Raw genomic sequence first — 15,462 nt, 5'->3', positions numbered from 1 at the left:
GCCTTTACTTTAAGCATATGCACATGAGATACTTCCCCCTAATCGCCTTTTTGTGGCTGATGGCTGCAGGTTGCGCCTCTTCGGGCAAAACAAAAAATAAAGAAGCATCTATTGCGGTTCAACATTCATCAGCCATACCTTCGGCACCTAGAGAGTTTCGTGCCGCCTGGGTAGCTACGGTAGCGAATATCAACTGGCCGAGTAAGCCCGGACTCTCTACTGCACAGCAGCAGCAGGAAGCTATTGCGTTGCTTGATTTTCTTAAGGCCAATCATTTTAATGCTGTGATTTTTCAAGTAAGACCGCAGGCCGATGCCTTGTATAAAAGCTCGTTAGAGCCGTGGTCCTACTACCTCACCGGAGAGCAGGGAAAAGCTCCCGATCCGTATTACGATCCGCTGGAGTTCTGGATTGAAGAAGCGCACAAGCGCGGATTGGAGCTGCATGTATGGCTAAATCCTTATCGAGCCCACCATGTTTCAGGCGGACCAGTAAGTGAGCATTCTATTGTAAAGAAAAAGCCCGAGTTGGTCGTACATCTTAAAGAAGGTTACTGGTGGTTCGATCCTTCATTGAAAGAAACACAAGATCATGGAGTAAACGTGATAATGGATATTGTAAAACGATACGATATTGACGGTGTACATTTTGACGACTATTTTTATCCTTATCCTTCCTATAATAATAACGAAGACTTTCCCGATAGTGTAAGCTGGAAACGTTATCAACAATCAGGCGGCACCCTTTCTCGAGGAGATTGGCGCAGGGAAAGTGTCAACAAATTTATTCAGCGTGTGTACACAGAAATAAAGAAAGAGAAGAAGCATGTAAAATTCGGACTAAGTCCTTTTGGTATCTGGAGACCGGGTTATCCAGAGTCGGTAGAGGGGTTTGATCAATACGATGTTTTATATGCAGATGCCAAATTATGGTGGAATAAAGGATGGGTGGATTACTTCGCTCCCCAACTGTATTGGCCTATTACACGGTATGGACAAAGTTATCCCGTATTATTGGGATGGTGGGCACGTGAAAATACGATGAAAAGACACTTGTGGCCAGGCATTAGTGTAGGAAGAGATACCAGCGTACGTAACACAACAGAGGTGTTAAATCAGATTATGATTGCTCGCGGCATGTTGCCTAAAAGTAGCGGTGTGATTCATTGGAGTATTTCTTCTGTTACCAGAAACCCCGGTTTAACAAAAGCCTTGAAGGAAGGTCCGTACCAAAAACAAGCTTTAATTCCTGCCAGTCCTTGGCTTGATAATCAGCCCCCGTTAGCACCTTCCGTTACGTTAAGTAAAACAGCAGACAGTGTGACCGCTTCTTGGACGCACAGTGATCCTAATGACGTTTTTCTTTGGGTTGTATATTGCAAGTATGGAAGTAAATGGGAGTATCAGATTCTTAGTAAGATAAATAATACAGTAACATTATCTGCTGTAAAAGATGGACAAACACTTAATGGCGTTGCTGTTTCGGCAGTAGATCGCTGTGGCAATGAAAGTGAAAAGCATGAAGTATTCCCCAATGTTGTACGAATTATGCCACGAAGTAGCTGGCATGCCAGCACTCCAAAACCCTATAAAAAGCACCAGCCTGTGCGTATTACTGTTCATCACGAGGGAGGTAAAGTATTGGCCGATACGGCTGATGCAACCATTAGATTGAAAAATGTTCAGACGTGGTGTATGGGGCCCGATCGCAACTGGGCGGATATTCCATATCACTATTTAATTGCTCCTGATGGCACTGTATACGAAGGGCGCGATCCGTTAACTGTTGGAGAAACGAACACAGAATATGACCCTACCGGTCATCTGCTCATTTGTTTTCTGGGAAATTATGAACGTCAGGAGCTAACGCCGCATTTAGTGGATGTTCTTACTAATTTAATTGTGCATTTCTGCATAAAATACAACATCAGTCCCGATAATATTGCCACTCACCGTGACTATAGTAAGATTACAAATTGTCCTGGGAAAAACATTTACCCATATTTTCAAAATGGAACGATTGTGAACCGAGTGAAACAACTTTTACAAAGAGCATGACAAATGCAGATAATAAAAAGCGAGCCGTTAAAGCTCGCTTTTTATTTGAATAAGCTGCGACATTATCCTATAACAGGAGTATCCAGTGCTGCCAGTGATTTTTGAATGTCTTCGTCTGTAAGTTCATGACGTACAATTTTACCTTCGAAATAATCCTGATAGGCTTTCATATCAAAATTACCATGTCCGCAAAGGTTGAATAAAATGGTTTCGCTTTTGCCTTCGCGTTTGCAGCGCTCCGCTTCTCGGATAACTGTGGCGATACCATGTGTAGCTTCAGGAGCAGGAATGATACCTTCGGCTTTAGCAAATTTGATACCGGCTTCAAAAACCTCAACGTTATCGTGTGCCTGAGCCTCGATCAATCCATCTTTCAGTAACTGACTTACGATGGCTCCTGCTCCATGATAACGCAATCCCCCCGCATGAATAGGCGCCGGCACAAAATTGTGGCCTAACGTATACATAGGTAATAAAGGAGTCATGCCTACAGTATCGCCAAAATCATAACGGAATACACCACGCGTAAGTTTCGGACAAGAAGTGGGTTCGCTAGCGATACAACGAATTTTTTTGCCTTCATCAAAATTGAGACGTAGGAACGGGAAAGAAAGGCCCGCAAAATTGGAGCCTCCCCCGAAGGGTGCAATCACCACGTCTGGTAAATCTCCTGCTTTCTCCAGTTGTTTATAGGCTTCTAGTCCGATAATGGTTTGATGCAGCAATACATGGTTCAATACGCTTCCCAATGCATATTTGGTGTCTTCGCGCTGGGCCGCCATTTCTACTGCTTCAGAAATTGCAATGCCTAAAGAGCCGGGACTGTTAGGGTCTTCTGCCAAAATCTTTCTGCCCGCTTCGGTAAACTCAGAAGGAGAGGGAATTACTTTAGCGCCCCAAGTATTCATCATTACTTTTCGATAAGGCTTGTGTTCGTAAGAAAGCTTTACCATATACACTTCACACTCTAGGCCGAAAATATTGCAGGCAAAGCTCAAAGCACTACCCCACTGGCCGGCCCCCGTTTCGGTGGTAATGCGCTTTACGCCTTCTTTCATATTGTAATAAGCCTGTGGTACGGCCGTATTGGGCTTGTGTGACCCTGCAGGACTTACTCCTTCGTATTTATAATAAATTTTTGCAGGAGTATCTAAAGCTTTTTCCAGTTCATATGCACGGAATAAGGGAGTAGGTCTCCAGATGCTATATATATTGCGAACTTCTTCCGGAATGGAAATCCATTTTTCAGTGGAAACTTCCTGCTGAATTAGCTCTTGTGGAAAAAGCGGCGCCAGTGCTTCAGGACCGATAGGCTCTTTTGTACCGGGATGAAGAGGAGGTAAAGGCTTGTTGGGCATGTCGGCCACAATGTTGTACCAGTGTTCCGGAATCTCCTGTTCCGAAAGTGTAATTTTTCTTGTTTTCATATGAAATAATCGTTATTTACTATTTCTATCAAATATATTTGATTATACTCAAATAGTGAGTATGGATACCAGATTTATGTTAGAACAACAATATCAAGGAGGGTATAGATATTATTCGTGTAACTAGCGGCTTTATTATAAATTCGCAGCATATCTTAGCATCATGTCTTTACAGCAACCCGTTTATATCAATGCGGCCTATGCCGTGTCACCTCAGGTTTCGTTTGAGCAAATGCTGCAGGAACCCGTTCGTTATAATGGTGATCGGTTAGCGTGTGTGGAGCCTGATTATACAAAATATGTAGACGCGAAATTGATTCGCCGCATGAGCCGTATTATCAAAATGGGCGTTGCGGCTGCATCAGAAGCATTGCAGCAAGCCGAAATTAAAGAACCCGATGCCATTATTACCGGTACTGCTTACGGTTGCTTAGCCGATACGGAGCAGTTTCTTTCTCGAATGGTAGAGTTCAAAGAAACCTTATTATCACCCACAGCTTTTATTCAATCTACGCATAACACTGTGGCAGCACAAATTGCACTGATGCTACAATGCCACAGCTACAACAATACTTATGTGCATCGTGGCGCCTCTTTCGAATCGGCATTGACTGATGCGCGCTCTTTATTGGAAGAAGGCGATGCAAAGTATGTGCTGGTAGGTGCTGCAGATGAAATCATTGATAAAAGCCACGCTATTTTAAAGCGTTTTGGGTTGTACAAAACTTCGGGTGATAATCTCTCCCTCATAGGCAGCGGTACTAAAGGAACCATGGCAGGAGAAGGGGCTGCATTTTTCGTATTAAGTACAGATAAACAGAAAGGAAAAGCAGTAGCGCTTTCCGCATTTGAAAATCTGTATAAACCCCAAAGAGATGCTGCGGACATTATTAGTAATTTTTTAGCTCAGCGTGAGTTAGCACCTTCGGCAATTGATCTGGTGATTATGGGTAATAACGGCGATGAAAGAGAAGATCGGCATTATGAAGCCATACAGCAGCAATTGTTTTCGGATCATACAGTTATAACGTATAAACAGTTTTGCGGAGAATATCCTACAGCTGCGGCTTTTGCAGTGTGGATGGCTTATTGTATTATAAACAGAGGTGTTTATCAAAATAAGCCCGTAAAACGTGTGCTGATTTATAATAACTACATGCAGCATTATCCGGTGTTGTATCTTTTATCTGCATGCTGAATTTCAGAAATACAACAGTTGCATTTGCAGTAGTACTAATATTGCTTATCACCACAAATGTTGGTTGGGGATGGTATTTATTGCTGTTGGTAGTATATCTCTCTATTCTTTTTTACGGCAGCTATTCGATTCACTCGCAGTTTTTCGTAAAAACCATCTGCAGCGGTAGTACAAACGAAAAAAAAATTGCCATTACCTTCGACGACGGTCCGCAACAACAGTTTACCCCACAGATTCTAGAGCTACTCCTAAAGTACAATGTGAAAGCCACATTTTTTTGTATTGGTAAAAATGCTGCATCTCATCCGCTATTATTAAAGCAGATATATGAACAAGGCCATCATATCGGCTCGCATAGTTATGCGCACGGATTTTGGTTTGATTTGCTTACTGCTCGGCAAATGCAGGCCGACTTGCAGCAGGTACACGAACTTTTCCAAAAAGAGTTGAGCGTAAATATAAAATGGTTTCGTCCACCGTACGGTGTTACCACACCTCCTATGAAAAAAGCATTGCAGCAAATGAATTATACGGCGATAGGGTGGAGCGCAAGAAGTCTGGACACGATGATTCAAGATGAAGAAAGGTTGTTTTTAAGATTAAAACGATTTTTAAAACCGGGAGCCATATTTTTGTTTCACGACTGCAGTGCTATAACAGTACAGGTATTACCACGTTTTTTGGAGTATGTGCAAGAACAGGGATTTGAAGTAGTACCATTGTTTAATCTCATAAATTTGCCGCCTTATGCTGATTGAAAATTTATACACGCTGGATAGTTATACTCACGAAGGAAATAAAATTATCGCCATCATTACTATTAATGCCACACATAAAATATTTGCCGGTCATTTTCCCGGCCAGCCGGTACTTCCGGGCGTGTGTCAGCTACAGATTGTAAAAGAAATGCTGGAACGAGGTGTAGGCAAACCGTTATTGCTATCTGAAGCCGGCGTGTGTAAATTTTTGCGGATGATTGATCCTGAAAAAACCAATCTACTTACGGTGACAATAGACTACAATGCCAGCGCAGCTGACATCGGTTGTAATGCTGTTATCAGCAGTGGGGAGGTGGTTTATCTAAAAATGAACGGCAACTTTAAAGTACTTTCCTTATCCTGAAGGTCTTCACAGTAAAGACATTATCTTTTGATGCCGCCAATCAGGTGTGCTACCATGTTCTCTTCTATCTCTTTTGCAGAATGACTTTTTGCACTACGATGCCAGAATTCCAATCCTCTTACAGCAGACAGAATATTCAATACTACTACATAAGGCATTATAGGCTTTAATTCTCCTTTATCAATGCCCTCCTGCACGATCGCTTCCATACGTTTTACATACTCTCTTCTTGCTTGTGCAAACAGATTAAGTTTGTCCTTTTCGAGATGCATCCATTCGTTCACCATTACGGAGTACTCTTCGAAATGATGAATCATCATGTTGGTGTGGAAGCGTATTAAAGATTCGATCTTTTGCAGCGAAGTGCTATTGTTTTTGTCGATATTGATTAGATGGTTTTTGCACAGTTCTGCTACGCCGGTGATGATCTCTTCCAAGATTTGAGCCTTGGACTGAATATGGTTGTACAGGCTGGCTGCTTCAATGCCGATTTTCTCTGCCAGATCGCGCATGGAGCTGGCAGCAAAACCTCGTTCTCGAAACATTGTTGCCGCCGTTTTAAGAATGAGTTCCTTTTTTGCAGACCTTTTGCGATCAACGGTATCCATAGGCCAAAACTAACTTTTTTATACCAATGAAGTCAATGAAATTATTACAAATGCACCATGGCTTTAATAACGCCTGTTTCTGGGCGTAACCAAGATTCAAAATGCTCCTTCACTTCGTCGAAGGTTACAGTATGTGTTATATAATTTTTCGGATTAATTTTTCCTGCTTTCAGGTTTGCAATTACAAATTTAAAATCTTCTTTGGTAGCGTTGCGGCTGCTCATGAGCGTAGTTTCTCTTTTATGAAATTCTGGATGACTAAAAGAAAAAGCTTCTTTTTGTAAACCGATCAGCACATAATTACCTCCGTGGGCTAGATAATGAATGCCGTTATTAATGGCTTTGAGGTTGCCTGTTGCATCAATAACTGTAGTAGGCATATCATTGTTAGTGAGTGCTTTTATTTGTTCCAATGCATTATTGTCCGTTGCATTGATCGTAGCATGTACACCAAGCTGCTCTTTACAGAACTTCAGTCGGGTTTCATTAATATCTAATGCAATCACTTTTGCGCCGGATACGGCAGCTAACTCCATCGTTCCGATACCTATGGGTCCCGCACCGATTACGAGAACAAAATCTTCGGGTTGTAAACCCGCTCTTCTCACCCCATGTGCACCAATAGCAAGTGGTTCTACCAGGGCTAACTCATCATAATTTAAACCTTCGCCGTGGATGAGATATTGGGTTGGGACTGATATGTATTCTTTCATACCGCCGTCGATATGCACACCAAAAACGTTGATTTGTGCACAACAGTTGGGTTTACCGCGACGACAGGCAATACAGCTACCACAACTAAAATAGGGCATAATCGTAACAGCGTCTCCTATTTTGAATGCTGTATCATCACACGCCACGATTTCTCCAGAAAGCTCGTGGCCTAAAATGCGTGGGTAGCTGAAAAAAGGCTGAGTACCTTCGTAGGCGTGCAAATCGGTACCGCAAATACCTACACGTTTTATTTTGATGATTGCATGATTTTTTATGGGTTCCGGTTCTGGAATTTGTGCGTATTCAAATTGTCGAGGAGCGGAGCAGATTAATGTTTTCATTTTTGTCTTTTGCGCAATATTTTTATAAGGAATTATAAATAAGGATAATCTTCATCGATCAGGCCATCTTCTTTCATTCTGTTCCAGAAATCTCTCGGAATTTCAATATTAGCCATAGCGATGTTTTGTCTTACCCGATCGGGATTACTACTGTTCAACGCAATACTTTTTATTCCCGGTACATGAAGGGCAAAGTAAATAGCTGCTGCTGCTGGTTCGACATTGTAGGCTTTACACAGTGTAAAGAACCGATCGCGCCAGTCGTAATACTTTTTATGTTCAGGAAGATCTTTATTCAGCTGTACATAATTGAAATAATCACTGCCCATCAGAAATCCGCCGTGAAAAACTGCGGAATTGATAATCGTAATACCTTGTTGATGCAGCCAGGCTATAAAATCTATCAATTCTTTTGGATGGCTATAAATTGTATAGCTATTGGCTATCATTACCCAATCCAGCTGAATATCTTTTGATATCAACTGTATGGCTTTCCAGTCTTTGGCACCAATGCCTACACCTGTTACCATTCCCTTATTTTTCAATTCGACCAAGGCCTGATAAGCTTCAATGATATCATTGTATCGTTTTTTATAATCGTTTTCGTCCTTAGCTGCTGCGAGGTATTCATCCGGGTCATGTACCGAAACTATTTGTGCCCTATAATCACCCAATAGTTCATTCCCCTCTTCAAAACAGCGTAAAATGCCTTTGTAACTGATGTTTTGTTCCGCGTCATGGGTGAGATTGTGCCAGATACCTCGTTCAAACATAGGTTCGGGTGTGGTTAGAGGTTTTCTTACCCAAGCTAGTTTATTGCTGATAAGTACTTTGTTTTTCTCAACCGCTAGCTCTTTTAAGCATTTGCCCAGTGATTCCAGAGCCAAGCCGGCGCCATATTTACCGGCACAATCAAACATGGGTGTCCCCTCACAAGCTTCTATATAAGCAGCCACAATGGCCTTTTTTGCATCATGTGGTAGTTCTCTGTAAAGATTGCCCAGTAGACTGGTTCCGGATATCACCTTAGGTATATCGATATTCATATAACTACGTGCTCAGATTTTGTAAGTTGAGAGATTCCCACAAAGATAATTGTCTGAGAATGTTAAGACCGTATGAAATTGGGAATATTCGTATAATTATGCAGAATGCAAATTAAATTGCAATAACCACCGAAAGAATCGGTACACTGTTTGCCTTAAGAGTAATAGGGTGATATTTATTTCGATTATCAAAATTTGAAATATGAAAAAGATTGCATTGCTACTAATCCTTCCTTGTTTGCTGTTGTCATGGACTGGATTACAGGCTCAGCAGTTTGAGCTATTTGAAAAACATTCTTTTGTTCAGGGAAGCGACACCTTACCTTATCGTGTGTTGTTACCTGAAAATTACGATGCCAGCAAGAAATATCCGCTGGTGCTGTTTTTACACGGGGCGGGAGAACGTGGTAGTGATAATGAGAAACAACTCACTCATGGAGCAGCATTATTTCTCCAAAAAGAAAATCGTAGCCAATTTCCGGCCATCGTTGTATTTCCGCAATGTAGTAGAGCGTCCTTCTGGAGTAATGTAAAAATAAGCAGTGATGAAAACGGCCGTCGCTTTGACTTTGAGGATGGTGGAACGCCTACAGTAGCTATGAAACTTGTAATGGGATTGCTAGAGCAGTTAATGGTGCAGTATCCTATTCAAAAAAAGCAGGTATATGTAATGGGATTAAGTATGGGAGGTATGGGAACCTTTGAACTGGTAAACAGAAAACCCGATTTGTTTGCTGCTGCAGTACCTATCTGTGGCGGTGCTAATCCTATTATTGCTAAAAATTTAAAATCGGTAAAATGGTGGGTGTTTCACGGAGCAAAAGATGATGTTGTACCACCGAAATACTCTGAAGCAATGGTGACTGCTATGAAGAGCCAAAAAGTAGATGTTAAGTTTACGTTATATCCGGAAGCTAATCACAATAGCTGGGATGCCACATTTGCCGAACCCGAGCTACTTCCATGGCTTTTCAGCTGTAAAAGAAAATAACGAACCAACACTCCTAAAATTTGTTATATGGGTAAGAAATGCCCTATGAAAAAAGACGCTTATGTTGATGGTTTGATGCGTTTTTTTAAGTAAATTTGGTAGGGCCTGACTCCGATATATGCCTGCATTATCATATATCGGTTTTTGTGATAAACCATCCTTATTTCTTGTTTGCTGAGTAAGTTATTTTGTTTATCGTGTAAAGATTTATTGAATGAAGAAGTATACAGTATTGGGATTAGCGATTGTATTAGGACTGGCAGCTGCGGCTGTTGCTAAAGAGGTTTGTGAAAGACGCAGACGTAGGGCGTTTGAAAGACTTTCTGCAGCTTCAGAAGAAGGATATGAGCTTGCTCATGATATTATCTTTCCCGATAAGTATCCTTCAAAGCGTAATAAAAAATTGCGCTACGGACCGGTTTTTTAATTGGTGAATGTTTATTAAAATCCATTATACCCTAATCTGAAACAGATATATTCCCCGATTGCAGCCGTTTACGAAAATTTATTGTTGTATTGCTACGGATTTTCATTGAGAAAGAATGAGCTATGGTTTATAGCTGGGGCACTGGTATAGCGAGCAATGTGCAAACGAGGTGCATTATTAAACCGAGGGGTTCTTATTTTTGATTATGCGTACGCTCCTGCAGCAGCTGCTCCGAAAACCCATTCTTTGGCTTTCCGAAAAGTTCTCTTCTCGGCCGGATAAAGACAGGATTTATCATGCACTTTCAAAGCTGTATAACGATATTATTGAAGATCCAGGCAAGAAAGGACCTTTTATTCCAATAGACCCGTTTAGAGACCGCTTTATTATTTTTTCAGATCAGCATAAAGGTAATAGAAATGGTGCAGACGATTTTGTAGCATCCGAAAAAAGCTACATGGCAGCTTTGGAGTATTATGAGCAAAAAAAGTTTTGTTTTATAGCACTGGGAGATAGTGAAGAACTTTGGGAAAACCTTTTCTGGCAAGTAAAGAAAGCATATGCCAATACTTTTGAAGCCGAAAGAAGGTTTTTAGAACGTAAAGCATTCATTAAGATCTTCGGAAATCATGATTTGTATTGGGCGAACGATCCTTTGGCTTCCTTAGAATTGAGAACGATTTATGGTAGTGAAGTGCCCATATATGAAGGGGCCGTTTTGCAGATGGAGGTGAAGGGAAAGCCTCTGCATATATTTTGTACGCATGGGCACCAGGGCGATTCCAATAGCGACGGTAGCTGGTTTGCCAAGTTTTTTATAGCCCGCATCTGGGCTCCGCTACAGGCATTTTTGCGGATTAATCCCAATGAGCCATCGAACGATGCGTATAAAAAAACGATTCACAATGAAATTATGTATCAATGGAGCGCTACGCAACAGAATATGATACTCATTACGGGACATACCCATCAACCCGTTTTTGAATCGTTAACACATCTGGAGCGCCTCCATCGGAAAATGAAGTTTGCCGAATCGCAACAGGACGAGGATGCGCTTGCCAAAATCAATGATGAAATAAAGAAGTATGAGAGGCGGTTTGATACGCTTGATGAAGATTACACTAAAATTGTACCCACCTATTTTAATACAGGCTGTTGTTGTTATTCGGATGGTGATATAACGGGAATAGAACTGGAAGAAGGTTATATCCGCTTGATAAAATGGCAAAACAAAGCAGAACCTCCTTCACGCATCATCCTTGAAGAACGACTGTTGGCCGATCTTATCCAGTAACCAGCATTAAGCTGTGCTGTTTGCCGTGATAGTGGTTGTATAATAGAAAGTTTTTAATGGGAATATCGGTCCCTTTTCTTTTGTAAAAATGAGTAGGAAGGGGTTGTTGTGTTTGCAGCATGTGACAAGCCAGCCACAAACCGTATGCTATAGCTGTGGGGTACTCTCCTACAATGTGTTTAAATCGAATAATAGGGATGAAAGTGTCTAATATTGCTTCGCAATGTTCATAAAACGGTAACGCGCGAACATCTCCGTTTTCACCGCTGATAAAAATAGTTTCATTTAGGGCTACATCATGCTGTTTCAAAAAATCAGCCACGCGCTGTTGTACATATGTAGCATCAGTAGCATGAAAAAACTCTATGGCGGATACTCGTGCCACCGCATTGTGGGGCACACCGCTCACCATAAACATGGTGGCTCCTTCTCCGGCAATGGTAGCGGGCAATTGGGCCATGTACAAGTTTTCATTGGTAAGTCTGGTATCATACCACCCTCCCAGCGTTTCAATGTTATAATTATAAGATGAAATTTCATCTACGCCCCCCAGCAAATAAGATGTTTGAGGATTGTCTTTTATCAGCATAAACGCATCTAGCAATGCATTCTCAAAGGACAATCCGTTATGCACATGAGTAGCATTATAGTTTTGATTTTTGGTAATCAAGCTCAATTGTCCAGCAATGGCATTGGGCGTACCTTGTACAAAGGTACCTGGAGTTAGCAGCCCTTCTTCGAAATCTATTATCTGATTTAAAAATTTAATGCAGTCTTCCATGCCGCCATTGGCGGTTCCTATGATAATGCCATTGGGTTTATTATCTTTTATCAGCGGCAGTCCGGCGCCAATACCAATCCTTACCGATTTGCTCATGCGGCGCACCATGCCCGGCGGTACACCTTGCAATACGGGTTCTTGGGCAAGATATTTACCATCTTGCGACGGTACAATATGTTCCAGATTGACGTTTTCGTCTTTTTGTTGTGGCGATATGCAGGTATATTGATGAATATACATGTACTGTTTACAATTTTGAAAATATCAAGGATGTACAATTGCCGCCAAATCCAAAAGAATTAGACATTACGTGCCGCAAGGGTTGCTTTTGATATTCTCTGTTAGGAACCAATCGGGTAGTAGGTATAGGCTCTTCAAAATTTAAGGAAGGATATACTTCTTGATGATATAGGCTCAACACACTATACACTGCTTCCACAGCTCCGGCCGCTCCGAGGGTATGTCCAGTGAAAGACTTAGTGCTAGCAAATGCAGGAGGCTTTTCGAAAAGCCTTATCATTGCCACACTTTCCGTTTCGTCGTTGTTTTCTGTAGCCGTTCCGTGGGCATTGATAAAGTCAATATCAGCAGGTTTAAGTCCTGCAGTAATTAGCGCTCTCTGCATGCTAAGATAGGGGCCGTCTCCTGTATCGGATGTAGAGGAGGGGTGAAAAGCATCATTACTGTTGCCGTAGCCTTTTATTTCGGCATAAGCCTTTTTATGCTTTGCGGCTTCTTCTTTTTCTAAAACAAGAAAAGCAGCAGCTTCTCCTAGGTTTAAACCCTTTCGATGCGCATCGAAGGGGCGGCAGGGAGCATCCGATAATATCATTAAAGCATTAAATCCGTTGATAGTGAATTTAGATAAGCTGTCTACACCTCCTACAATGGCCCTTTCGGCAAAACCATGCTGAATCAAGCGGGCTCCGTACATAATAGCATTGGCCGAAGAGGAGCAGGCTGTATTAAACGTATTGATGACCCCGCCAATAGCATAGTATTGTTGTAATAGCGTGGTGTTAGCGCTGTTAGAGTAGGCGTGTATATATGCCGAACCTTTACCATCTTTCCGATTGGCATCTTCGTACATAATATCCGTTAGACACATACCGCCCACCGTACAGGCATTTACAAGTGCCGTACTTTTTTCTTGCAGTAAGTCTTCGGAGAGGGCGGCATCGGCAATGGCTTGTTGTAAGGCATATAAGGCCAGTAAATCGGTTCTCGTAATACCCGGCTGAGAAATATTCAGTTGAGCAGCAAGCTCCTCTGTAGCATGCTTTACTTCTGCCAATGGTAAAATATCCACAAATCGGGACTGCACATAGGTAGCTTTCCCAATACCACTTTGCTTATTGATAAGGGCATGGCGGTTGGCCGCTGCCGAATCGCCGACAGCTGTGATAAGTCCCATTCCTGTAACAACAACCCTGCTCAATGGAAAATTATTTTGTGCGATGCTGCTCAATATAATCGACCATTGTGTTTACGCTGGTAAGAACTTTACGGCCTTCCTTGGGGTCCTGAATATTGATGCCGTATTCTCTTGATAGCATAACAATCAGTTCTATCGAATCGATAGAGTCGAGCCCGAGGCCTTCTCCAAACAAAGGTTCGTCATCTTTAATATCAGCAGGATTTACGGTATTCAGATTTAAAAACTTGACAATCTGTTCCTTGACCTGCTGTTTCAGCGCTTCTCTTTCCATATTATTTTTTTATAATGTCAATCCTCAAAAATAACAACTTCACTACAAATCCTTTCAATTATTGATCTAGTAATTTCAATATATATGCCGATTTTCCAAAAAGTTAAAAAGAATGGCTACTTGACAACTATGTGGTAACTTTGCAGCATAATTAAAAGCAATCGAAGTGCGTAAGAAACTTATTTATTATCTGGTATTTTTTTCGGGTCTAACCGTTATTTTTTATGCTATAGTGTCCTGGCTTATACCGGGTTATAACGACAGAAAACTGGAACCCATAAGCATTGTACAACCTTTTAGCTTTACCAATCAGGATGGAAAACCGTTTACCAATAAAGAGGTAGATGGGAAAGTGTACGTGGCTGAGTTTTTCTTTACTACTTGCCCGGGTATATGCCCAATGATGAACGATAATATGAAAAAAGTGTATGCCGAGCTGAAAAACGAACCCGATTTTTTAATTCTTTCCTATACATGTGATCCGGATACCGATACCCCCGAAAGGCTAAAAGTGTACTCTGATTCGCTGAATGTGGATACCCAAAAATGGGTTTTTCTTACAGGCAGGAAAGACAGCTTATACAACATGGCTCGCTTTAGTTATTCAATAGATGATGTAAATAATAATCTGGTAAGCATAGAGGACGACTTCATACATAGTCAGTTTTGGGCATTGGTAAATCGCAAAGGCGAAGTGATTGCTATTTATGATGGCCTAAAACAAAAAGAAGTGAATGCGCTGATAAAAGATGTTCGCAAAGAGCTTACACGAAAGTTATAGCACTTATGAAGAATGATACTGCATCCATATTGAGAGCAAGTAACCTCAGCGTTACACCGGGAAGGCAGAAGATATTGCAGTTATTTCTCGATAGCGATGGGGCACTCGCTCATTCAGATATTGAAAAAGGTACAGGAGAACATTTCGATAGAGTTACCATTTACCGCACCCTACAGGCATTTGTGGAAAAAGGACTCATTCATGTTATTCCTTCTACAGATAATTCAGTGAAATATGCTTTGTGTAGAAACGAATGTACCGAGGGCCATCATCATGACCATCACATACATTTTGTATGCGAACGATGTAATACTACCTATTGTTTAGATAATGTGATAACGCCGCAAGTGCATTTGCCCGAAAGCTATATTCTATCACAAGTGGAAGTTGTTGCTAAAGGTATATGTAAAGATTGTGCTGCAATAAAAAAGCCCTGATGTAGAAACATCAAGACTTCTGATTAATGTTTTGACTGTTTGCAAGCTAGAATATTTTAAAATGACTGCCAAAAATTTTCAGCAGCCTTTTGTTAATTTTTAGAACCACCTCCCAAAAGCGAATATAAGATGGAGGAGCCTATCGATAGTAAAATACTGAATGCCAGTGCCCACCAAAATCCATCTACCTGAGCTCCATTAAAAAAACTTTCTGCTAGCATTACCATTAATGCATTAATTACTAGTAAAAATAACCCCAGCGTAATCATCGTCACCGGAATGGTTAAAATTACTAGAATGGGCTTTACAATAGCATTCAAGAGTGCCAAAACCAGCGCAAAAAGTGCTGCTGTTTTCATGTCTTTGAAATGCACGCCGCTCAAAATACCCTGCAGCAAATAGGCTATAACCCCGGTAATCAGCACTTTTAAAATGAAGTTCATTTAACTTAGTTTTAGAGTATAAAGATAAATACTATCGCTGAATGATTTGATATTCATCTTTTCACATTAAAAGAACAAACGTGTGC

17 protein-coding genes are annotated in these 15,462 nt (G+C 41.3%); 9 read left to right on the top strand and 8 right to left on the bottom strand.

Going from position 1 to position 15,462, the window contains the following annotated elements:
• The first annotated feature begins 23 nt into the window (after positions 1-23).
• Complete coding sequence (locus V2H41_RS08530) at positions 24-2,057, top strand: family 10 glycosylhydrolase (RefSeq protein WP_330974724.1); 2,034 nt, start codon at positions 24-26, stop codon at positions 2,055-2,057.
• Between the two features lie 62 nt (positions 2,058-2,119).
• Here V2H41_RS08530 and V2H41_RS08525 read toward each other — a convergent pair whose 3' ends face one another.
• The gene (locus tag V2H41_RS08525) at positions 2,120-3,484 is read right to left on the bottom strand and encodes a TrpB-like pyridoxal phosphate-dependent enzyme (protein ID WP_330974723.1); all 1,365 of its coding nucleotides are present in this window, start codon (positions 3,482-3,484) and stop codon (positions 2,120-2,122) included.
• 163 nt (positions 3,485-3,647) lie between these two features.
• On the opposite strand from V2H41_RS08525, the gene V2H41_RS08520 reads away from it, so the two are divergent.
• Genes V2H41_RS08520 through V2H41_RS08510 form a run of 3 tightly spaced genes read left to right on the top strand, consistent with a single transcriptional unit; the run spans position 3,648 to position 5,804 of the window.
• On the top strand, positions 3,648-4,682 hold the full coding sequence (locus tag V2H41_RS08520; RefSeq protein ID WP_330974722.1) for a beta-ketoacyl synthase N-terminal-like domain-containing protein: 1,035 nt from the start codon (positions 3,648-3,650) through the stop codon (positions 4,680-4,682).
• Complete coding sequence (locus tag V2H41_RS08515; RefSeq protein WP_330974721.1) at positions 4,676-5,440, top strand: polysaccharide deacetylase family protein; 765 nt, start codon at positions 4,676-4,678, stop codon at positions 5,438-5,440. Before V2H41_RS08520 ends, V2H41_RS08515 begins: the two co-directional genes overlap by 7 nt.
• The gene (locus tag V2H41_RS08510) at positions 5,430-5,804 is read left to right on the top strand and encodes an ApeI family dehydratase (protein ID WP_330974720.1); all 375 of its coding nucleotides are present in this window, start codon (positions 5,430-5,432) and stop codon (positions 5,802-5,804) included. The genes V2H41_RS08515 and V2H41_RS08510 overlap by 11 nt, the downstream gene beginning before the upstream one ends.
• Before the next feature lie 20 nt (positions 5,805-5,824).
• On the opposite strand, the gene V2H41_RS08505 is transcribed toward V2H41_RS08510, so the two are convergent.
• The 3 genes from V2H41_RS08505 to V2H41_RS08495 are packed head-to-tail and all read right to left on the bottom strand — an operon-like array spanning position 5,825 to position 8,513.
• Positions 5,825-6,412 (bottom strand): TetR/AcrR family transcriptional regulator, encoded by a 588-nt coding sequence (locus V2H41_RS08505; RefSeq protein ID WP_330974719.1) that lies wholly within the window; start codon positions 6,410-6,412, stop codon positions 5,825-5,827.
• Positions 6,413-6,456: 44 nt separating this feature from the next.
• The gene (locus tag V2H41_RS08500) at positions 6,457-7,467 is read right to left on the bottom strand and encodes a zinc-binding alcohol dehydrogenase family protein (RefSeq protein ID WP_330974718.1); all 1,011 of its coding nucleotides are present in this window, start codon (positions 7,465-7,467) and stop codon (positions 6,457-6,459) included.
• A gap of 32 nt (positions 7,468-7,499) precedes the next feature.
• Positions 7,500-8,513, bottom strand: a complete 1,014-nt coding sequence (locus V2H41_RS08495) for an aldo/keto reductase (RefSeq protein ID WP_330974717.1) — start codon at positions 8,511-8,513, stop codon at positions 7,500-7,502.
• A 202-nt stretch (positions 8,514-8,715) separates the two neighbouring features.
• Here V2H41_RS08495 and V2H41_RS08490 point away from each other — a divergent pair, with 202 nt between their 5' ends.
• From V2H41_RS08490 to V2H41_RS08480, 3 genes are all read left to right on the top strand, one after another.
• The gene (locus V2H41_RS08490) at positions 8,716-9,504 is read left to right on the top strand and encodes a carboxylesterase family protein (protein ID WP_330974716.1); all 789 of its coding nucleotides are present in this window, start codon (positions 8,716-8,718) and stop codon (positions 9,502-9,504) included.
• Between the two features lie 214 nt (positions 9,505-9,718).
• Positions 9,719-9,931, top strand: coding sequence for a hypothetical protein (locus V2H41_RS08485; RefSeq protein ID WP_330974715.1), 213 nt, complete (start codon positions 9,719-9,721; stop codon positions 9,929-9,931).
• A gap of 205 nt (positions 9,932-10,136) precedes the next feature.
• A complete protein-coding gene (locus tag V2H41_RS08480) occupies positions 10,137-11,225 on the top strand; it encodes a metallophosphoesterase (RefSeq protein ID WP_330974714.1) in 1,089 nt (362 codons plus the stop codon).
• Here V2H41_RS08480 and V2H41_RS08475 read toward each other — a convergent pair.
• From V2H41_RS08475 to V2H41_RS08465, 3 genes are read right to left on the bottom strand one after another with little or no spacing between them, the layout of a single operon-like run.
• Positions 11,215-12,246, bottom strand: a complete 1,032-nt coding sequence (locus tag V2H41_RS08475) for a beta-ketoacyl synthase chain length factor (protein ID WP_330974713.1) — start codon at positions 12,244-12,246, stop codon at positions 11,215-11,217. The two genes, V2H41_RS08480 and V2H41_RS08475, sit on opposite strands and share 11 nt — an antisense overlap.
• A 7-nt stretch (positions 12,247-12,253) precedes the next feature.
• The gene (locus V2H41_RS08470) at positions 12,254-13,444 is read right to left on the bottom strand and encodes a beta-ketoacyl-[acyl-carrier-protein] synthase family protein (RefSeq protein WP_330974712.1); all 1,191 of its coding nucleotides are present in this window, start codon (positions 13,442-13,444) and stop codon (positions 12,254-12,256) included.
• A gap of 7 nt (positions 13,445-13,451) precedes the next feature.
• Entirely contained in the window at positions 13,452-13,715 is a 264-nt protein-coding gene (locus V2H41_RS08465; RefSeq protein ID WP_330974711.1) for a phosphopantetheine-binding protein, read from the bottom strand.
• 166 nt (positions 13,716-13,881) lie between these two features.
• On the opposite strand from V2H41_RS08465, the gene V2H41_RS08460 reads away from it, so the two are divergent.
• Together V2H41_RS08460 and V2H41_RS08455 are read left to right on the top strand one after the other, a co-directional pair.
• Entirely contained in the window at positions 13,882-14,496 is a 615-nt protein-coding gene (locus tag V2H41_RS08460) for an SCO family protein (protein WP_330974710.1), read from the top strand.
• Between the two features lie 5 nt (positions 14,497-14,501).
• Complete coding sequence (locus V2H41_RS08455) at positions 14,502-14,933, top strand: Fur family transcriptional regulator (RefSeq protein WP_330974709.1); 432 nt, start codon at positions 14,502-14,504, stop codon at positions 14,931-14,933.
• A 92-nt stretch (positions 14,934-15,025) separates the two neighbouring features.
• Here the strand turns inward: V2H41_RS08455 and V2H41_RS08450 are convergent, their stop codons facing one another.
• The gene (locus V2H41_RS08450; RefSeq protein ID WP_330974708.1) at positions 15,026-15,376 is read right to left on the bottom strand and encodes a phage holin family protein; all 351 of its coding nucleotides are present in this window, start codon (positions 15,374-15,376) and stop codon (positions 15,026-15,028) included.
• Positions 15,377-15,462 lie beyond the last annotated feature (86 nt).

Source organism: Niabella digestorum, from assembly GCF_036409055.1.
Lineage (GTDB): Bacteria > Bacteroidota > Bacteroidia > Chitinophagales > Chitinophagaceae > Niabella > Niabella composti.
The sequence above is the reverse complement of the archived record's forward strand: the minus strand, read 5'-3'. Positions and strand labels throughout refer to the sequence as shown.